The organism is Hymenobacter sediminicola (assembly GCF_014250515.1).
Classification (GTDB): Bacteria; Bacteroidota; Bacteroidia; order Cytophagales; family Hymenobacteraceae; genus Hymenobacter; species Hymenobacter sediminicola.
Window position 1 is genome coordinate 1,888,072 of the sequence record NZ_CP060202.1, and the last position, 19,729, is coordinate 1,907,800.

Consider the following 19,729-nt stretch of genomic DNA (forward strand, 5'->3'; position numbering starts at 1 on the left):
TGCACAACGAGTAGCTGCAACAGCCAGCGAGTTGCTTAAAACAGGAAGCCAAGCCGTACTACCGGCAGCCGGTCTTCGCGCGAAACGTTGTAGGTGCCCACCAGCACCACGCGCCGGAAAGGCTCCAGCCATAGGCCACCGCCGTAGCCGGTGTGCCAGGTAGCCGAGCTTTCAGCATCCGTCCATACCCTTCCTACATCGTGGAAGGCAAGCAGCCCCACCTTGGTGGATATGAGCAGCGTGTTCAGGGTGCCGAGGTAGAGCCGGCCCTCCAGGTTATTGTACAGGCTGTTTTCACCGGCAAAGCGTGTCCGCCGGTAGCCGCGTAGGTTGGAAAGGCCGCCGAGAGTTGCGGCCTGGAAAAATGCGTAGTCGCTGAAATTCAGGGTGCTGCCAACGCGGCCGGCCATGGTCAGGCCTGGTAGGGGCGGCGGGGTCCAGTAGCCGGCGGCTTCGGCAGTGAGCTGCGAGAGAGGGTTGGCGTCACGGTTGAGGCCGCGCAGCTCCGTGAATTCTGCGCGCACCACTGTTCCCTGCGTTGGGCGCCAGTCGTTGTTGCGGCTATCAAATGTGTAACCGGCTTTCACGCCGCCATAGTGCCGGGGCTCGAACACGGGTGCCGCGAAGCCTGGCTCGTCCTGCACCTGCTCGATAAAGCTCCCCGGCGCATTCTTCACGCGCACCCGCTGGTAGGTGGGGCCGGCAAAGAACTGATGCTGCCCGAAGCGCCGTCGGGCTAGGGCCTGTAGCACGACATTGTTGTACCGCACCCGGTAATAGTCAATGCCCAGCGGCTTGTCGTAGGTGCTTTCGTTTCCGTAGCCGAAAAAATTGCGCACGTAGTTGGGTGCCTGCAGGTCGGCGCGGAGCAGTAGGTCAAGGTTTCTAGCCAGATTGTGTAGCTCGCCGGCATAGCGAAAACTGTAGGCCGCAGTACCCAGCGCGACGTTGGCCTGCAGCCGATGGGTAGCAGCCCAGGGCGCTTTGCGAAAACCGGGCTGGCGAAATTCTACGCCCACGCCCAGAAATATGCCGTCATCGGGGTTGAAAGCCACCGGCAGAATAGGACCTGCGTACGGGTAGCGAAATGCCTGGCGGTTATACTGGTTGACGAGTGAATCAGGGGAAGTGCGGTTGCGGCTTTCCGGACCCAGCTGCAGCTCGGCACCGGTTGGCGCGTCATAGACGACCGTATGGCGGAGAGGCCCGGCTACATGCGAATGGTCCATGAGCACATCGTGGCCTTCTCCGCCTATCATCCGGATGGTGATGCCTTTATTGACGGTGCCGTTCACTTCCATTCGGTCGTTGCCGCCGTAGCCATACAGGCGAATTTCCCGGGTTTCCTCGGTCAAGAAAGTGCGGTCGTAGAGTGGCACGGCCGCCGGTTCGCTGGCGGCTGCCAGCTGGTACATCCGGACCCGGGTTTGCGCGTTATTCAGCCTTTCCACCAGGAAATATTCGCTCTGCTCGCTGCCTGTAATATCTACTTGCCGGGCCAGGAAGCGGTAGTATTGCGCTGCATAGGCCGGCAGCGCATTGCGGTTAGACTTCAACTTGGCTACGATGGTAGGGCCCGACAGCTGGTAGACCGAATCAGGCAGCTGCCGGATAGCGGCTTCCAGCACACCATCAGTCAGGCGGGCTTGTAGGTCGTGGGCCACCTCGGCCCAGTTGGCCCGCGTGGCTTCGGTCAGGAAGGACCGGTCGAAGTAGCGGGCACTGAACATGAACGTATTGACATTGCGCAGCGTCCCGTCGAAGCCCTGTACGGCTGGTACGGCCCAGTTGCGGCTAGCCAGGTTGGGCAGCAGCCCTTGATTGACGAAGTACGCCTGGTCCCGGTCGCGGGGCACGGCGCGCAGCAGCAGCCCGCCCCCGGGCTGCGCATATGCCAGCCAGCGCCACTGGTCCTCGTGGCGGTCGAAGTCAGCTACCAGCACATCAAACAGGCGGGCGCGTACCAGCTCCCGCTGGTCGACCCGGTTTTTGGAGTCGGTGCGCAGCAGCTCTAGTGCCTTGTCGGTGGCATAGTTTTTTTCCAGCGCCTGACCGGTAAAGGAAGCCGGAGTCTGCGGGTCGCGCTCCTCCAGAATGGCTAGCGTATTCGCAAACTCCGCCCGGAATTCGCCCAGCAGCTCATCATCGGGCACGTACACCAGCTCCGGATTGGTATGCCCCACGCCGGCTGCTTCGGCCAGCAGCGGAATGGTAAGCGCGGCGTAGGGATGGGCCGCTGATACCTGGTCCTGCACTACTTTGGCCGCCAGGGTATTGCGAAGTTCAGCGCTGAGAACTTGTTCGGTGTTTTTCTCGATGGATCGTAGCACGTACTCGCGCCCATTGGTGGCCCGGAGCCGCAGGGATTTGGTTTGTTTGCCGCCGCCCTGCCGCAATGGCCGGAGGCCGCCCTGCGTCGTTCCCAGGTTCAGGATGGGCACCCGAACGGGTTGCTGCCACTCCTGCCGGTAGTTTTTACCCAGCAGCCAGGTCTTGACTGGGCCGGCTGCGTATCGTTGGCTGGCGCTGGTAAGGTGGCTGGCTTGGCCCAGAGTTGACGATGATACGGGCTTGGCAGCCGCTGTGCCGCCTGAGGTAGCCATAGGTGCTGAGGCTGCTCGTTGAGCCTGTGCAGGAGCCGGCAGGCAACCTAGTGTCCAGAGTAAGGCGGAGAGTAGAAGTCGGCGCATTGCAAAGGAGCTAAGTGAAGCGTGTTTTCTATGGTCACAAGCCGCTGGCATATATCCGGAGTTAGCGCCGGGCCATAGCTGGTGCCGGCTGGGCCGGCAACCGGACAGTAGCGTGCATCCGGGGCCTGATCAGAGGCGAGCCGCTATTGCGCACCAGCACCGTGACACGATGCCTAGAGCCGGATGCGGAAGGCGTCACGATGCTCTCGACTACACCGGTAAATGACCGCGCCGGTAGTTCCGCAATGCTTACCGGAACCGGGTCGCATACTCTTAAATGCTGGGCCAACTGCGGCGGCAACAGCAAGCATATCTTCACCTGGGCAACATCCTGCAGGTAAGCAACACTGGCCCCTGCCGAGACATGGCGGCCCACCTCCACGTTTTTTCTCACCACAAACCCGGCCTGCGGAGCCAGTAGATACTGGCGGTTGAAGTTGCTAGAGTACAGGTCGTTGTGGTATAGCCGAAGCAGCACCTGCCGCTTCCGGACGTACTCACCTTCCACGAAGAAAATCTGGCGCACCCACCCGTGCGCCGCCACAGTCAGCGGTATCGTCTGTTGGGCTTCTACCACTCCCTGAACCGATACTGTGCTGGCCCCGGAAGGACCGTTGGCAGGCTGCCGCGCCTGAGGCAGGGAGGTTGGCCGCGCCCACTCGGCAGAGGAGTGGAGTATACTGCTCAGCAGGGCAGCGGCAATGACTATGTAGTAACTCTGTACGCCCATAGACTTCACATATGGGATGAGGCCGCATGTGATACAGTTGGCAATAGCCAACTCCGTTGTTGCTGCCCGCGCACTACGGGCCACGTATATGGAAGGCCAACCGGAGTGTTGTGCCTTCAACTAGCTCAGACAAAGGAAGATATATATAATACAGTTTTTATCAAATATTTTCTACTTGTATGCCGCTCAATGATCCATTGACCTTAAAAAGCTCAAGCCAGTAGCAGTGCGTGCCTTCAGGAAACCGAAGTACTTGAGTTGCGGCCCGAAATGGGAGGAGCACTGTGGCGCTTGTCGTCAGATGGCCAAAGGCGTATGGTGGCGTGGGGCTGAAGCAGGCGGTTGGCAGTAGCTGCGGCTGAGGCAACTGATTGTGCTGCTAGGGCATCTTCGCGGGTATCTCTCGATACCTTGTGCCTGATGCGAAACTTCTTCTTTGTACCACTGAGCTTATTTTTTGCTGCTACGGCTGCGGCTCAACAGCCAACTCCCTCACAGCCAGGTGCCACAGCCTACCGCGCCACTACCCGGAAAGTCAACGCTCTGGTGCATACCAAGCTGGATCTGCGCTTCGACTATGCCAAGCGGTATGCCTACGGCCAGGAATGGCTGACAATTAAGCCAGTAGCCTACGCCACCGACTCGTTGCGGCTGGATGCCCAGGGCATGGACATTACATCGGTAGGCTTAGTGGTAGGCCAGCAGACGAAGCCCCTGAAATTCAGCTACAACCAACAGCAGCTATTGGTGCGGTTGGGCCGTCAGGTGCCAGCGGGGGAGGCCTACACGGTCTACATTGAATACACCGCCAAGCCGGAGGAACTACAGGTGCTGGGCAGCAAAATTATTTCCGATGGCAAAGGATTACACTTTATCAACCCTGATAGTGCCGTGCCCGGCAAACCCGTGCAGATCTGGACGCAGGGCGAGACCCAGGCCAACTCGGCTTGGTTCCCGACCATTGATAGTCCCAATCAGAAAACCACCTCGGAAATCAGCCTGACGGTGCCCAGCAAATACGTGACGCTCAGCAACGGAGCCCTTGTGAGCCAGACACCGGCCGGCCCCAGCCTGCGGCGCGACACCTGGAAGATGGACCAGCCCCACGCGCCGTACCTATTTATGCTGGCCATCGGCGACTTCCGGATTACGAAGGATACGTGGCGCGGCAAGGAGGTCAGCTACTACATGGAGCCCCACTACACGAATCAGGCTCGCGCCGTTTTCGGGAAGACGCCGCGCATGCTGGAGTTTTTCTCGCAACGCCTTGGCGTGGCGTATCCGTGGAATAAATACGCGCAGGTGGTCGTGCGGGAATACCCGGCCGGGGCCATGGAAAACACCACGGCTTCCTTGTTTGGGGAGCAGGCCCAGGGCACTGCCCGCGAGCTGCTGGATTGGGAGTATGCCGGGGTGGAGCGCGAAATTGCCCATGAGTTGTTCCACCATTGGTTCGGGGACTACGTGACGGCCGAAAGCTGGAGCAACCTGACCGTGAACGAGTCGTTTGCCAATTTCAGCGAGGTGCTGTGGGCCGAGCACGAATATGGCCCCGATGCCGGCGCCGCGCAGGCCGACCGTAGCCTCCGCAACTACCTCCGCGACCCATCCAACCACCTCAAACCGCTGGCGCGCTACCAGTACACCGACAAAGAGGAACTGTTTGATGGGGTGAGCTACCAGAAAGGCGGCAGCATCCTGAACATGCTGCGCAGCTACCTTGGCGAGGAGGTTTTTTTCCAGGGTCTGAAAGAATACCTCACGCAGCAGGCTTTCGGGACGGGCGAGCCGCATCAACTGCGGCTGGCCCTGGAAAACGCTTCCGGCCAGGATCTGAACTGGTTTTTCAATCAATGGTACTACCGCGCCGGCCACCCCGTCGTCACGATTGACTACCAGTGGGATGCAGCCAACAAGAGGCAGGCTGTGATGGTGAAGCAAACTCAGCCGGGCGAGCCATTCGTGCTGCCGCTTGCGGTAGATATCTACCGCAACGGCCGCGCCCAGCGCTACCAAGCCACGGTGCGCCATGCCGTCGATACGCTTTACTTCCCGGCCGCTGCCCGGCCCGAGCTGGTGAATGTAGACGCCCAAAAGGTGCTGGTGTGGCAGAAGAAAGACAACAAGCCGATGGCCGAATACGCCTACCAATATCGGCATGCCCCCCAGTATCTCGACCGGCGCGAAGCTCTTGCCGCCGCCCAAGCCCAGCTCATCGACCCGCTGGCCCAGAAAACTTTGGTGGCAGGCCTGGCGGACAAGTCGCCGGCGCTACGCAGTATGGCGGTAGAGCTGCTCAACCTCAAAAACGATACGCTACGCAAAGCCGCAACGCCCGTGCTGGCCCGCCTCGCCGCCTCCGATTCGTCGGTGGTAGTGCGGGCGGCGGCCCTTACGGCGCTGGGCAAGCTCAAAAACAAGCGGTATACCAAGCTGTTCGGCAAAGCCCTGGAAAGCCAGTCGTATCAGGTGCAGGGTGCGGCGCTGCAGGCATTGTTGCCGCTGAATCCGAAGCTGGCTTTGGCCCGTGCCACGGCGTTTGAAGCGGATAACAAAGGCGCCCTCACGGTAGCCCTGGTTACGGTGTATGGTCAGGTCGGCGACCTGTCGCACTGGCCTTTGGTGCTTGCCAAGTTTGATGCTGCTGACCCCAATGGCCGCTTCAATATGCTCGCCGGTATGGCCGACCTTATGGGCCGATTGGACGACGTAACTGCCCTGACCCAGGGTGTCACGCGCGTGAAGACCATGGCCGTGCAATACAAGGCGTTTGGGGTAGCAAAACCGCTGATTGGGCTGCTGCAGGAGTTGCAACAGCGTCAGGCCACTCGCGCCAACTCGGCCCAGGTTGCCACGCTAGTAGCGCAGGCCGTAGCGGAAATTGAGGCCGCCAAATAGAGAGCTGTGAGTGACAGCGCGTTGCAAGGAAGCCGTGGCAAGTGGCAAACGGTTTCGCCAGCACTGGCTACCTGCTCCGTAGCAACCCTGCCTCCCAAAACAGAGTAGGGCAGAACTTCATGTGGCAAGACCGGCCTGCACGAGGAATAGGCTGGTCATCGGCGGCACACCAGGTGCCGTCTCCCGGCGGAATACCGCAGACGCGGCAAACCGTATATTGAGGGGCCACGAGCTACCAACTTATGACGCAGGAACAAGTACGCTTACAGGAAAGCAACGCGCAATCAGCTCACTGGAAGAAATTCGGGCCGTACCTCACCGAGCGGCAGTGGGGCACGGTGCGCGAAGACTACAGCCCCGACGGCAACGCCTGGGACTATATCACCCACGATATGGCCCGCAGCAAGGCCTACCGCTGGGGCGAGGAAGGCATCGGCGGTATCAGCGACGATAAGCAACAGCTGTGCTTTGCCGTGGCCCTCTGGAACGGGCAAGACGAAATGCTGAAGGAGCGCCTGTTCGGCCTCACTAACGGCCAAGGCAACCACGGCGAAGACGTGAAGGAGCAGTACTACTACCTCGACAGTACGCCCACGCACTCCTACATGCGCATGCTCTACAAGTATCCGCAGGCGAAGTTTCCGTATCAGAAGCTCGTGCGCGAAAATGCCCGCCGTACTCGTCAGGATGCTGAATATGAATTGCTGGATACCGGCATTTTCAACAAGAGCCGCTACTTCGATGTGTACGTGGAGTACGCCAAAGCCGGCCCCGACGATATTCTGATTAAGCTGACGGTACACAACCGGGGCGCGCAAAAGGCCCGCGTGCAGCTGCTGCCTCAGCTCTGGTTTCGCAACACTTGGAGCTGGGACCAGCACACTCCCCGTCCCATACTGCGCCAGTCGCAGCCCGCGGCGGTGCATGCCGAGCATCCGGAGCTGGGCCACTACCACCTGTATTGTGAAGAGGACGGAGATGAAGCGCCCCAGCTGCTTTTCTGCGAAAACGAGACCAACGGCGCCCGACTCTACGGGCTGCCGGCCAAAGGGCTCTACTTCAAGGATGGCATAAACAACTTCATCGTTGAGGGCCAGGAGGACGCCATCAACCAGGAACAGACCGGCACCAAAGTAGCGGCGCGCTACCAGATGAGCCTGCCGGCCGGGCAGGCGCGTACCGTGCGGCTGCGCCTGAGCCAGATGTGGCAGGATGCTCCTTTTGCTGGTTTCGACGAGCTGTTTTTTGCCCGCCAGCAGGAGGCCGATGAGTTCTACGACTGCCTCCAGCAAACCCTGCCCGCCAGCCCCGATGTACGCAATGTGCAGCGCCAGGCGTTTGCGGGCATGCTGTGGAGCAAGCAATTCTACTACTACGACGTGGCGAAGTGGCTCGATGGAGACCCTGCCATGAGCAAGGCCCCGGCCAGCCGCCGCCAAGGGCGCAATAGCACCTGGCGCCACCTCTACAACGCCGACATCATCTCGATGCCGGACAAGTGGGAGTATCCGTGGTATGCCGCCTGGGACCTGGCTTTCCACTGCATACCGCTGGCCATGGTCGACTCGGAGTTTGCCAAACAGCAGTTGCGCCTGTTCACCAAAGACTGGTACATGCACCCGAACGGCCAGCTGCCTGCCTACGAGTGGAACCTGAGCGACGTAAACCCGCCGGTACATGCCTGGGCTACGTGGCGCGTGTACCAGATGGACAAGAAGCTGCACGAGGGCCGCGGCGACCTTACGTTTTTGGAAGCCATGTTCCATAAGCTGGCCCTGAACTTTGCGTGGTGGGTCAACCGCAAGGATAAAAGTGAGCGGAATATCTTCGAGGGCGGTTTTCTGGGGCTCGACAACATCGGAGTGTTCGACCGGAGTGCGCCGCTGCCTACCGGCGGCTTCATCGAGCAGAGCGACGGCACGAGCTGGATGGCCATGTTTGCCCTAAACATGATGCGTATGGCCCTGGAGCTGGCCAAGCATAACCGGGTGTACCAGGAAATGGCCGGCAAGTTCTTTGAGCATTTCCTCTACATCGCCGATGCCATGACCCGCGGCGGCGACGGGGCCTTCAACCTCTGGGACGAAGAGGATGGTTTTTATTATGATGTGCTGCACACCCCCGACGGGGTGCGAACCAAGCTCAAAGTAAGGTCTATTGTAGGCCTGATTCCGCTGTTTGCAGTGGAGGTGGTAGAGCAAGATATCCTGGACTCCCTCCCCGAATTTACGGCCCGAGCGACCTGGCTGCTGCAAAACCGGCCGTATCTGGCCCAGCTGGTGAGCCGTTGGGAAGAGCCTGGCAAAGGGGCGCGCCACCTGCTGGGGCTGTTGCGCCGCCCACGCCTCAAAAAGCTGCTGCACCGCATGCTCGACGAAACAGAATTTTTGTCGGATTACGGGATTCGGGCCATGTCGCGCTACCACCTGGAGCACCCGTACATCTTCCATACCGAGGAGGCGGACTTCACGGTGCAGTATGTGCCAGGCGAGGCCGAAAGCAGCATGTTTGGAGGCAACAGCAACTGGCGCGGCCCCATCTGGCTACCTATTAATTACCTCATTATCGAGTCGTTGCAGCGCTACCACTTCTACTACGGCGACAACTTCAAGATTGAGTATCCTACTGGCTCTGGGGTATTGCTCAATTTGCAGCAAGTGGCAGCAGCTCTGGCGGGCCGCCTCACCAGTTTGGTGCTTAAAGATGCTGATGGTCGCCGGCCGGCTTTCGGCGCAAACGAGCTGCTGCAGACGGACCCGAACTTCCAGGACAATCTGCTCTTCCACGAGTACTTCCACGGCGACACCGGTACCGGCCTTGGAGCCAGCCACCAAACCGGCTGGACTGGCCTGCTGGTGCGGTTGCTGCAGCTGCGGGGGTAGTGGTGGGCTTTCTTGCGGCTGCCTGCTACCGGGCTTTGTCCTGAATGAGCTTGACGACGGCTTTGTTGCCGCCTTCTTTGGCACTGGACAGCACGTCTTTTCCGTCGGTGTCTTTGGCCTTCGGATCTGCGCCGTTGGCCAGCAGGAATTCCACCACTTCCAAGCTGCCCTGTAGCGAAGCCGCCATGAGGGCTGTTGCGTTGAAAGAATCGGGCTTATCAACCTGGGCCCGATGCTTCACCAGAATCTTGACCAACTCTAGCTGTCCGTTGCCGGCGGCCAGAATGAGAAAAGTGGTTGGGAAGCCGGGCATCATTTCTACAGGCGCATTGGCGTCGGCTCCACCAGCCAGCAGGCTTTCCAGCACATCCGGCTGGTTCTTCACAACGGCTGCGTACACTTTTTGCGTAGGCGTTTGGGCGTGAGAGGTAGTGAAGAAACCTAGAAATAAGGCAAAAACGAGAAGAAGTGTTTTCATCCCAGGAAATCGAATGAGTGGGTCGAAGGTAGTCCCAAACATACATCGAAATGCCCCTACTGTGTACTTCTCTTGGCAGCCATCAGGAAGATTTTACTGAAAGAATGCCTGGCTGGAATGGTGGTGCCGACATTGGCAAAATGATAGAACACTGGCTGGCTTATGTCGGCTATGGTGCACAATATAATGATGTTTGCCGGAAATGAATGTCAGCCTGTAATAGGCGGGGCGCATCAGGCCACTGGCGTGGCTGGTAGCACCTCCGCTTCCTGGCCCATGCGCTGGGCCATCATGCTGGCCAGAATAATCTGGAGGGCATGATACAGCATAAGTGGTAGCAGCAGCAGCCCGGTGGCGGCCATGCCTGGAAACAGCAAGCTCGCCATGACGCTCCCGTGCACCAACGACTTCTTGGAGCCACAGAACAGCGCCGTAATCCGGTCCTCGCGCGAGAAGCCCAGCACCCGGCTCAGTCCCCATACTGCCCCAAAAATTGCAAAGTAAAGCGCCACCATACCCAGGCCCAGCAACAGGATGTCTTGCGCCGCGAAGCTGCGGAAAATGCCTTCGGCAAATGACTCGCAGAACGCCGTGAAAACGATGAGCAGAATCACTATCTGGTCGGAGATGCGGAGGGCACCTTTGTACTGCTCGGCAATGCGGCCGAAACGGCGGCTGAGCAGCACGCCCGCCACCACCGGCAGAATCACCTGCCATACCAAACTAACGGCCAAGCCCCATAGATGGCCGCCATCGGCCGAGGTATTTAGAAACAGACTAGTCCAGAGCGGCGTGAGCACAATGCCGAGCAAACTGCTGATGTTGGCATTGAAGATGGCTGCCGGCAGATTGCCACGCGCAATGCTCACCATTACTACCGAGGTAGAAACGGTACTGGGTAGCGTACACAGAAAGAAAATGCTCTGCCACAGCTGCTCACCCTTCCCTCCTTCGAATAGCGGCCTAGCTAATAATGCCAGCACCGGAAACGCGACGAACGTAATGAACTGGACCATAACGTGCAGCTTCCAGTTGCGCAGGCCCGCCTGCAGCTTCTCAAGGCTGAGCCGCAAACCATAGAAAAAGAAGATGAGGGCCACGCCGGCCGTCGTAATCACCTTCCAGGGAATAGGGCTGGCTTTACTGCCTGCCTCCGGCACCAAATAGGCCAGCCCTACCGCACCCAGCAGCCCCAGCAGAAACCAGTCGAGGAGGCCAGCGCGACGGAGCAGGGCCAGCAGGCGGTTTTCGGGGGAGGGTAGCGGGGTTGGGGCAAGAGGCTGGGCAGCAGGCGGAGTCATAGGCAGCACAAAAGGAAAGCGTCAGGCTAAAGTAGCCTGACGCTTGAATGCAGTACGAATAGCTGCAAAAAGAAGTTGAGCCAACTACGCCGCTGTAGCCAGTTTGCGCTGCTTCTTTTTGGCCTTTTTCAGGCGGTTAAGCCACATAATGGTGCCCGTGATGGGGAATGTGACGCCCAGCAGGCAGACGATGAGGCTCACGATTTTGGAAGGCCAGCCGAAAATGGAGCCCGTGTGCACCGGCTTAAACATACCGCGCACGCGCTGGCCCAGGTTGCGCTGCTCGTAGGTCTGCGACTTGAGTACGCTGCCCGAATACTGGTCGAGGTATACCTCATCGGTGGCATTCTCATACACTGCATTGGGCCGCAGTGTAGCTACCCGAATGCTGCCGGTGGCGTCTTTAGGAAGCTGCAACGCATAGTATACGGCCGCTGGAGCTATTTTCCGGGCCTGGACCAGCACCGCATCTGCCGATAGGGCCGGAGCTGATGGAGCAGCTACCACCGCGTCATCGGTGGAAGGAGTAGCCTCAGGGGTTGCGGGGAGTACTGCTGCGGTGCCGGCGGGCAGTGCCGAAACCGGTGGCTCAGGGCGCTCCATCGGGGAGTTGGTGACGGCGTAGATGCCTTTGTTGAACCACTCAAACGACCACGCCAGGCCCGTAAAGGCAAACACAAACAGCAGCAAAGCCGAGTAGAAGCCCAACACAATGTGCAGGTCGTGGTTGAGGCGCTTCCAGCCGCCGCTCCATTTCACCTGCAGCCGCTGCTTCACCACCTTGCGCGAAGCCGGCCACCACAGCACAATACCTGTTCCGATGATGAACAGGAACATCACCGTGCTAACACCCACCACCAGTTTGCCAACTGGGCCGCCCACCATGCCGCGGTGCAGGGCCATCATCGTAAAGAAGAACGTTTCGCGGTAGTTAAGCTCGCCCGTAACGGCGGCGGTGTAGGGGTTCACAAATACCGTGGGGCCACGGCCGCCTTCTCCGCCACCCCCTTTGCCACCCTTGCCGGCTTCTTTGCCTCCTCGGCCTTCGCCTTTTTCAGCCTTGCTGTTTTCGCCGCCCCGCTCACCTCCGCGGCCTTCGGAAGCGCGGTCCGCTCCTTCCGGCCGTCCCTCTTTTCGGTCTTCGCCTTTCTGCTCGCCGCCAGGGCCGCCGGGTGCACCAGCCAGACTGAATTCCACGGTGCGGGCCGGATCGGCATATACTTTCAGGCCGGTAATGGTGGCTTGTGGCTTGTAGGCGCGGACAGCTTCGGTCAGCTGGGCTAGTGGCAGGCGCGGAGTAGAGGCGGGCGCTACCTGGTAGCGCTCCGGGTGCCAGGCCTGCTCAAGCTCCTTTTCAAAGACCAACACGCCGCCCGTGAAGCACACCACGGCAATGATGAGCCCCGAAACCAGGCTGAGGTAGAGGTGAATGTTGCGGAAGAAGATTTTCATGTGTGGTGGTATAACACAGCCAATGCAGCTGTCGGCTCTCAAAAATAACAGGCAAAACCAGGTGATGCGGTGGAGTAGAGGAAAACCCGGGCGGGTCCAGTTGCAGCTGGTTCCGACCGGGTCTTTTTCCACTCAATCACTCACTCTTCCAGCGCAGGGCTGATACTTACAACTTGTAGCTCACGGTAGCCGAGAAGTTGCGCGGCGCAATAGGATTCACGCTGTTGTCGTCGTGCAGGTTATAGCTCAGCTCATCCAGAATGTTGGCCAGCTTCACGCGCACCGCAACCCGGTCGTAGGTGTAGCCCAGTGAAGCGTCGAACAGCACGTAGTTTGGAATGCTGATGAGGCGGTACGCATCGTTGGGAACTGTCAGGCGGGTGTTGCGGCCGGCCAGCTTGTCGCCAACATAGTAGGTAGTGATACCAGCGTTCAGGCCGCGCAGGAAGGTGCTTTCGCCAAAGGCACTGTTGAAGTTGTAGAACAGGCTTAGGTTGGCCGTGTGAGCCGGGTTGTAGCGCAGGCGGCTGCCGTTCTCGTAGGTGTTGCTCTTGGTGTAGGACGTGTGGTTATAGCTGTAGCCCGTAATCAGGCTCCAGCCGAGCATTGGCTTGCTCTGGATGTCTACTTCCACGCCTTTGCTGGTCACTTCACCGGCCAGTTCCTGCGCCGTTGGGCGGCTTTCATTGAAGTTAGGCGCACCCGGCTGGATGGTCTGCGACTGGTCGCTGTTCACAATCTTGTAGGCCGTTACGTTGGCCGACAGCGCGCCTTTGAACAGGTCGTTCTTGATGCCTACCTCATACTGCTCAATAATAGATGGGCGGAGCGTGTTGCCATCGGTGTCAATACCGGTATTCGGCGTAAACGAGTTCGAGTAGGAAGCAAACACCGAAGACGTCTTAATCGGCTGATACACCAAGCCCAGACGTGGCGAAAACGCGTTGTCGTAGCGGCGGTTTTCCACATAGGTGTCGGCAATTTTGCTGTTGCGGTTTGCTACCGTGTTGTAGTTGAACACGTCGCTGGGCGTTTCCTGGTAGCTCCAGCGCACACCAGCCAGCACTTTCACCTTCTCACTCACGCTGAGCAGGTCCTGCACGTAGAAACCGGCCCGGCGGGTGTTGCCTTTCGTCAGGGAGTTGCGCACCAGCTGGTCGAAGCTAGTCAGGCGCTCAGCTGGCTGCGCGAGTTCTTTGCTGGGGTCCAGAATGTTGATGACATCGTAGGCTGAAACGGCCGTGTTAGGCCGGGTCGCCGACTCCGGATTGGTATAGGCCGTTGTCGTTGTCTCATACTGGTCGGCATCAGCACCAACCAGCAAGGTGTGGCCCAGGAAGCCCGTGTTGAACGTACCGGTCAGGTCCAGTTGGGCTAGGTAGTAGTTCTCGGAGGTTTGGGAGCGTTGCAGGCCGCGGGTCCAGTTGCCATAAGTAGCACCAGGCGTGCTGACGATGCTAGTCGGGCGCCCGGCGCTGCGCAGGTTGTTGTCGTAGCGCTGGAAACCGGCAACTCCGCGCAGGCTCCAGGCGTTGTTGAGGCGAGTGGTGAGGGTGGCGGTGCTGCTGGTTTGAGTGGTGGCATTGTTCGCACCGGCCACGTTCAGAAAGCGGGTACGCGACTCCGGAATCTCATAGTTGATGGCGCCAATGCCGTAGTCTGGGGTGCGGTTGTCGCGCAGATAGTCGCCTTCCAGTACCAGCGTGGTGTTGGGGCTCAGCTCCAGCAGCACCGAGGGGTTCACATACACCCGGTCCGATTTTACTTCGTCGCGGTAGCTGTTGCCCTGCTCGTAAGTGCCATTCAGGCGGAAGGCTGCTTTCTTGCTGTCGCCGATGGCGCCGTACACGTCCACGGTAGGTTTCCAGAACCCAAAGCTGCCCACTCGCAGACCCACCGAGCCGCCACGCTCAAACTGCGGTTTCTTGGTCACGAGGTTCAATACGCCGCCTGCTGCTACGTTGCCATACAGGATGGCCGCGCTGCCTTTCAGCACTTCCATACGCTCCAGCGAGCTGGCTTCTGGCATGATACCGTTGTTGAAGCGCACCCCGTTCTTAAAGGTGTTGTTCGAGCCGTACGCAAAGCCCCGGCTGCCCAATTCCTCCTGCGTGCCGCCGGTGGTGCTGGTCACGTATAGGCCGCTCACGTTCACGAGGGCATCAGAGAGGCGCAGTACTTGCTGCTGCTCCAGTACTTCGCGCTCCACGGTTACAGCGCTCTGCGGCAGATCAAGCGAGGCTACGGGCAGTTTGCCAACCGTTACGGCTCGCTGGTTCAGCGACTTCTGGCCCGTTACGGTTACTTCGGTAAGCGCCTGGCTGCTGGCCGCCAGCACGAAAGCCGGGACAGAAACGGTTTCGCCGCCCGTTACAGTCACAGCTATTTCCTGCGTGGCATACCCAATGCTGCTCACAACCAATTGATATGAGCCTGCCTGGGCTGCCAGACGGAAGCTGCCATTTGCTTGGGTGCTGGCACCATACGAAGTACCCTTCAGGGCCACGGTTACGCCTTCTACTGCCTGTCCATTGGCATCCGCTACTCGTCCGGTGATCCAGCCGCGGCGGGCCGCATCGTCCGCTCCGTTTGCTGGCACATTCAACCGCAACTCCTCAGCCTTTGCTGCCAATGAAGCATGAGAAAAACCAGCAAGTGGCAGAGACAACAGCAACAGAAACGGAAAGGGTCGGGACATGAGTCGAAGCACCAAGGCTTGTTTAGAATCATTTAATATACTGCAAAGCACGGGTCTATTTAGATAGATTCAAAATAGTTCAATAGAAAAATTCTACATAAGCTTTTTAGCTGCTGATCTACAGGTCAATAAATGGGCTGTATATGCAGAAAGCCCGGTCTTACCGGGCTTTCTGCATGCGAATGAAGTATGACATTTGCTGTCTTACGATACTGCCACCAAGGCAGCCTGGGACGTGTTCTGCAACTGGAAAGCATCGGCCAGCAGCTCATAGGAACGAAGCCGGTCGTCGAAATCATGGGTGATGGTAACGGCTACCATCTCATTCACGTCGTAGCTGGCAGCCAGGGCAGTTAGGTCAGCTTGCACCTTATCAGGAGTACCGCTCACGATACGCTGGTGATGGTAGGCAAGACGGTGCTGCAGGTCAGCGGAAAGCGACGAAACGTTGGCCTTCTCTACTGCATCAATCGGCGAGTAGTTACCGGTTTCCAGCTTCAGCATCTGCAGGGCAAGGTTGTCGGCTAGGGCCTGTGCATGGCCGGCAGTATCAGCGCACACCACAAATACGGCTACGTTGCCCTGCGGTGCACTCAGCTCCGGCGAGGGCTGGAACCGTTCCCGATACAGCTGCATCATTTTGGGGCCGCCGTTGGGGTTGATGAAGTGCGCAAACGAAAATGCCGCGCCCACGTGAGCCGCAAACAGGCCACTTTGCCCGCTGCTGCTCAGCAGCCACATTTCCGGTGTGGTGTCTGTGAAAGGGGCCGCTTTTACTTTGGCGTGAATGGTGTCGGCAACTACTTCGTCGCGCAGGTAGGCGCGCAAGTCCATAAGCTGGTCGGCAAAATCCTGGTCACTGAAGGTATTGTGCGGGTTGAGGGCGTGCGCGGTAATCCGGTCGGTGCCGGGGGCGCGGCCAATGCCCAGGTCGATGCGGCCGGGGTAGAGCGTTTCGAGCAGGCGGAAGTTCTCAGCCACTTTCAGCGCCGAGTAGTGCGGCAGCATCACACCCCCCGAGCCCAGCCGGATACGTTGTGTTTCGGCGCCAAGGCGGGCTAGTAGCACTTCCGGGGCCGAGCCGGCCAGCGTGTTCGTGTTGTGGTGCTCCGACACCCAGAAGCGGGTGAAGCCGAGACGGTCTGTGAGGCGGGCCAGCTCAATCGTATGTTGTAGGGCTTCGCGGGGGGTGCGTCCTATCGGCACCGGCGACTGGTCGAGCACACTCAGGTGCAGGCTATTATCTAAGGGCATGAGAGCAAAAGTTTGGGGTAAGAGGCCGCTGAAACCGAGTAGCGGCATATGGTAGCTGCTATAACAGAGGCATCCGCAAACTAGTTTGCTAGTCTTGTCCTGCTGCTACTCGGCCGCCGGTATCGGGGTGCCCGGGGCGTTGGATTTTCGCAGAGGCAGTTCGGGCACGAAAAGCGTCATCACCAGCCCGCCAAGCACCAGAAAGATGTTGAACAGATACACCCGCGAAATGGCTTTGGAAAAAGCGGCCTGCGTTGCGGGGGAGGCCGCGGCCGTAGCAGCCCCAGCTGGCAAAACCGGGCCCTCCGATACAACCGTCTGTTGCGCTGACGAAGACGTGGCCGCACTGACTGGCAGACTATGAGCCAGGGTGAGCGTGAGAATAGCGCCTAGAATAGAAGCGGTAATGGCACCGCCTATCTGCCGGAAAAACTGACTGGCCGACGTGGCCTGCCCCAGCAAATGGGGTTCAATGGCATTCTGGATAGCCAGCGTATAGAGTGGCATGGTGGGGCCCAGGCCTAGGCCGCACAGCAGCAGATAGCCCAGCACCTGCCCGTAGCTGACCGTTGCTGGCATGGTAGCCAGCAACGACAAGCCACCCAGCAGCACCACTATTCCGCCCAGCATCCAGCGCTTGTAGTGCCCGAAGCGCGACACCATCTGGCCAGCCAGCAACGAACCTGCCACTACCCCCATCGACAGCGGAATCAGGCTCACGCCGGCTTTGGTAGCCGATACACCCAGTACGTTGACCATGAACAGGGGCTCGAAAATGATAATGCCTAGAAATGCCCCGCCCAGCAGAAAAAGCGCCGCGTTGGCCGTGCGGAATACGTGGTTGCGAAACAGCCCGAAGTCCAGAATCGGATTCTCGTGGCGCAGACTGCGCACCACAAACAACACCAGCGACGCAACGGCCACAGCCAGTAGCCCCAGCGTCACGGGCGAAGTCCAGCCGTACTCTTCTTTGTTGAGTTGTAGCCCTATAACCAGCGGCACCAGCCCCGTCACCAACAGTAGCCCCGATAGATAGTCGATGGTGCGGGGCTTGCCGCTAGGGCGCAGGGCGGGCATCTGCGTCACAATGAACCAAAGCGCCAGCAGGCCCAGCGGCAGGTTCACGTAGAACACCAACCGCCAGCCAGCCACGCCTGGTATCCAGTCGGAACCGTTGTCGGTCAGGAAACCACCCAGAAACGGACCCAGCACCGACGACGTGCCAAATACCGCGCCCGTAAACCCTTGGTAGCGGCCCCGCTCGGACGGCGGAAACAGGTCGGCAATGACGATGAAGGCCATGGCAAACAGCCCTGCGCCGCCCAGCCCTTGGATAGCCCGGAAGACTACCAGTTGGTTCATGCCGTCGCCGAGCAGGGGTAAGGGGCCAAACTCGCCGGCCAGCCCGCACAGCATCGACCCAATCAGAAAGATGCTGACGGCCCCAATTTCAATCTTGCGGCGCGAGTAGGTGTCGGCCAGCTTGCCGTAGATGGGTACCAGGGCCGTGCTGGCCACCAGATAGGCCGTAGCCACCCAGGTAAAACGGTCCAGCCCGTTCAGGTCGGCCACGATGCGCGGCAGGGCCGTGCTGACAATGGTCTGGTCGAGGGAGCCCAGGAACATGGCCAGCAGCACACCGGCAAAAGTGAGCATCTTCTGCCGCTGCGTTAGGTTTTCGGTCATAGAACCGGCTTTACGGCCGGAACGGACAGCGGTTGTTGGAAGCCGGTGGCAGAGTACCACCGCCGATAGGAATCTATTGTTCCTGGCGGCCGCGCATTTACCTTCGCGGCCTCATGATTTCTGCTTTTACCCTCGCCCTCCTGTGTCTGTTTGCCTTTCTGGCTGGTTTCATCGATGCCATTGTGGGCGGCGGGGGCCTGGTGCAGCTGCCGGCTCTGCTGATTCTGCTGAAAGGCACGCCGGTGCCCACCATTTTCGGAACGGGAAAAGTATCGTCGCTGATGGGAACAGCCGCCGCGCTGCGCAGCTACGCGGGCAAAGTGCCCATCCGGTGGCGGGCCGTGGGCGTGGCGGCCGGCGTGGCGGGGGTGTTTTCGTTTCTGGGGGCGCGGGTGGTCAGCCAGCTGCCGCAGGAGCTGCTGCCGCCGCTGGTGCTGGGGTTGCTGGTCGTTATTGCCCTCTACACGTTCTGGCGCAAGGATTTCGGCTCTATTCATGCGCCGCGCCTGCCCGCCAGCCGGGAGCCGCTTTATGGCGCGCTAATCGGCCTGATTATCGGGTTCTACGACGGCTTTTTCGGTCCCGGCACCGGCTCCTTCCTGCTATTCGCCTTCGTGGGCCTGTTCGGCTACGACTTCATCACCTCTTCGGCTTCCGCCAAGCTGGTGAACGTGGCTACCAACCTGGCGGCCCTGGCCTATTTCGCCTACACCGGCCAGATTCTGTGGGCGGTGGCGCTGCCCATGGCGGCTAGCAACATCATCGGTTCCACGCTGGGGGCCCAGCTGGCGCTGCGCCACGGCACGGGCTTCGTACGGGTGCTGTTTCTGGTCGTCGTCAGTGCCTTTATCCTGAAGCTGAGCCTGCAGGTGTTCGACGTGCAGTGGTAAGGTGGTGGGGTGGTGGGGTGGCGGAGTGGTGTTATCCTGAGGACAGCAAAAAACCTTATCCTGTTGAATAAGTCGTAACAACGTCTCGTGCTGATGAAATAAGCTCCTTCGCTCCGCTCAGGCTGACATTGCTCCACTAACCCACCACTCCACTACTCCACTACTCCTCGTAACGGCTTCCGAGACCCGGCACCGGTGTGCCCTGGGCCGCCTGGCCGCTGGGCACGCCCATTTTCTCTTCCCGCTTGCGCTGGTACTTGTCAAACTGCGCGGGCGTCAGCACATCCTTCAGCGCCCCCAGGCGCGACTGGCCGATGTCGTCGACCACGGAGGCCATTTTGCGCACGTCCTGGCGGTAGGTGAGGCGGGCGGTTTCCACCCCGCGCACGCTGATCAGGTTGATCTGGCGCACTTTTTCCACCTGCTGCGGATTCAGAGCCAGCGCTTTCTGCATGTTGGCAGTAAGCGCATTGGCGCGCGACTCCGCCTGCGCTTCGGCAGCGGGCGGCAGCGTTGCTTTGGCCGGTGGCGCGGCAGGGCGGGCTGCCGGCGCGGTAGTTTTGGTTTTGGTAGCCGGGCCGCTGGCCGGCTTGGTTTTGGTCTTGACAGTGGTTGTCGTCTGGGCCAGTAGCAGGGTAGGGGCACTCAGCAGCAGCAGGGTGGCGAGAAGGGGCGTTTTCATGGGCGTAAAAGAAAAACCAGGACGAAAGCCGCCGCAGCCGGCGAGGGGTGGGCCGCTACGGCTCTGTAAATATGATGCCAATTCGCGG

At 59.7% G+C, this 19,729-nt stretch carries 12 protein-coding genes; 3 read left to right on the forward strand and 9 right to left on the reverse strand.

The window, feature by feature from the left end:
- Positions 1–35 precede the first annotated feature (35 nt).
- Together H4317_RS07995 and H4317_RS08000 are read right to left on the reverse strand one after the other, a co-directional pair.
- Positions 36–2,603 carry a BamA/TamA family outer membrane protein gene (locus H4317_RS07995; protein ID WP_185889599.1) on the reverse strand — a complete coding sequence of 856 codons (2,568 nt, stop codon included), beginning with the start codon at positions 2,601–2,603 and terminating at the stop codon, positions 36–38.
- Positions 2,604–2,751: 148 nt separating this feature from the next.
- On the reverse strand, positions 2,752–3,420 hold the full coding sequence (locus tag H4317_RS08000; protein ID WP_185889600.1) for an efflux RND transporter periplasmic adaptor subunit: 669 nt from the start codon (positions 3,418–3,420) through the stop codon (positions 2,752–2,754).
- Positions 3,421–3,840: 420 nt separating this feature from the next.
- Between H4317_RS08000 and H4317_RS08005 the strand changes: the two genes are divergently transcribed.
- Positions 3,841–6,318 carry a M1 family aminopeptidase gene (locus H4317_RS08005; protein WP_185889601.1) on the forward strand — a complete coding sequence of 826 codons (2,478 nt, stop codon included), beginning with the start codon at positions 3,841–3,843 and terminating at the stop codon, positions 6,316–6,318.
- 242 nt (positions 6,319–6,560) lie between these two features.
- Positions 6,561–9,200 (forward strand): MGH1-like glycoside hydrolase domain-containing protein, encoded by a 2,640-nt coding sequence (locus tag H4317_RS08010; RefSeq protein ID WP_185889602.1) that lies wholly within the window; start codon positions 6,561–6,563, stop codon positions 9,198–9,200.
- Between the two features lie 25 nt (positions 9,201–9,225).
- On the opposite strand, the gene H4317_RS08015 is transcribed toward H4317_RS08010, so the two are convergent.
- The 6 genes from H4317_RS08015 to H4317_RS08040 form a co-directional block, all read right to left on the reverse strand.
- Positions 9,226–9,678 (reverse strand): ankyrin repeat domain-containing protein, encoded by a 453-nt coding sequence (locus tag H4317_RS08015; RefSeq protein WP_185889603.1) that lies wholly within the window; start codon positions 9,676–9,678, stop codon positions 9,226–9,228.
- 233 nt (positions 9,679–9,911) lie between these two features.
- On the reverse strand, positions 9,912–10,979 hold the full coding sequence (locus H4317_RS08020; RefSeq protein ID WP_185889604.1) for a bile acid:sodium symporter family protein: 1,068 nt from the start codon (positions 10,977–10,979) through the stop codon (positions 9,912–9,914).
- Positions 10,980–11,063: 84 nt separating this feature from the next.
- Positions 11,064–12,431, reverse strand: coding sequence for a PepSY-associated TM helix domain-containing protein (locus tag H4317_RS08025; RefSeq protein WP_185889605.1), 1,368 nt, complete (start codon positions 12,429–12,431; stop codon positions 11,064–11,066).
- Positions 12,432–12,597: 166 nt separating this feature from the next.
- On the reverse strand, positions 12,598–15,129 hold the full coding sequence (locus tag H4317_RS08030) for a TonB-dependent receptor (RefSeq protein ID WP_185889606.1): 2,532 nt from the start codon (positions 15,127–15,129) through the stop codon (positions 12,598–12,600).
- Positions 15,130–15,333: 204 nt separating this feature from the next.
- Positions 15,334–16,383 (reverse strand): LLM class flavin-dependent oxidoreductase, encoded by a 1,050-nt coding sequence (locus H4317_RS08035; protein WP_185889607.1) that lies wholly within the window; start codon positions 16,381–16,383, stop codon positions 15,334–15,336.
- Between the two features lie 105 nt (positions 16,384–16,488).
- Positions 16,489–18,069, reverse strand: a complete 1,581-nt coding sequence (locus H4317_RS08040) for an MDR family MFS transporter (RefSeq protein WP_260625860.1) — start codon at positions 18,067–18,069, stop codon at positions 16,489–16,491.
- A gap of 113 nt (positions 18,070–18,182) precedes the next feature.
- On the opposite strand from H4317_RS08040, the gene H4317_RS08045 reads away from it, so the two are divergent.
- A complete protein-coding gene (locus tag H4317_RS08045) occupies positions 18,183–18,959 on the forward strand; it encodes a sulfite exporter TauE/SafE family protein (RefSeq protein WP_185889608.1) in 777 nt (258 codons plus the stop codon).
- 160 nt (positions 18,960–19,119) lie between these two features.
- Here H4317_RS08045 and H4317_RS08050 read toward each other — a convergent pair whose 3' ends face one another.
- Positions 19,120–19,641: a DUF4890 domain-containing protein gene (locus H4317_RS08050; protein WP_185889609.1), complete on the reverse strand. Its 522-nt coding sequence runs from the start codon at positions 19,639–19,641 to the stop codon at positions 19,120–19,122.
- Positions 19,642–19,729: the final 88 nt, after the last annotated feature.

What these genes read in the sequence shown, in the direction of transcription:
- H4317_RS08010 (WP_185889602.1), top strand. Translation starts at nt 6,561, where the DNA reads ATGACGCAGGAACAAGTACGCTTACAGGAAAGCAACGCGCAATCAGCT.
- H4317_RS08015 (WP_185889603.1), bottom strand. Translation starts at nt 9,678, where the DNA reads ATGAAAACACTTCTTCTCGTTTTTGCCTTATTTCTAGGTTTCTTCACT.
- H4317_RS08035 (WP_185889607.1), bottom strand. Translation starts at nt 16,383, where the DNA reads ATGCCCTTAGATAATAGCCTGCACCTGAGTGTGCTCGACCAGTCGCCG.
- H4317_RS08045 (WP_185889608.1), top strand. Translation starts at nt 18,183, where the DNA reads ATGATTTCTGCTTTTACCCTCGCCCTCCTGTGTCTGTTTGCCTTTCTG.
- H4317_RS08005 (WP_185889601.1), top strand. Translation starts at nt 3,841, where the DNA reads ATGCGAAACTTCTTCTTTGTACCACTGAGCTTATTTTTTGCTGCTACG.
- H4317_RS07995 (WP_185889599.1), bottom strand. Translation starts at nt 2,603, where the DNA reads ATGGCTACCTCAGGCGGCACAGCGGCTGCCAAGCCCGTATCATCGTCA.
- H4317_RS08000 (WP_185889600.1), bottom strand. Translation starts at nt 3,420, where the DNA reads ATGGGCGTACAGAGTTACTACATAGTCATTGCCGCTGCCCTGCTGAGC.
- H4317_RS08050 (WP_185889609.1), bottom strand. Translation starts at nt 19,641, where the DNA reads ATGAAAACGCCCCTTCTCGCCACCCTGCTGCTGCTGAGTGCCCCTACC.
- H4317_RS08040 (WP_260625860.1), bottom strand. Translation starts at nt 18,069, where the DNA reads ATGACCGAAAACCTAACGCAGCGGCAGAAGATGCTCACTTTTGCCGGT.
- H4317_RS08025 (WP_185889605.1), bottom strand. Translation starts at nt 12,431, where the DNA reads ATGAAAATCTTCTTCCGCAACATTCACCTCTACCTCAGCCTGGTTTCG.
- H4317_RS08030 (WP_185889606.1), bottom strand. Translation starts at nt 15,129, where the DNA reads ATGTCCCGACCCTTTCCGTTTCTGTTGCTGTTGTCTCTGCCACTTGCT.
- H4317_RS08020 (WP_185889604.1), bottom strand. Translation starts at nt 10,979, where the DNA reads ATGACTCCGCCTGCTGCCCAGCCTCTTGCCCCAACCCCGCTACCCTCC.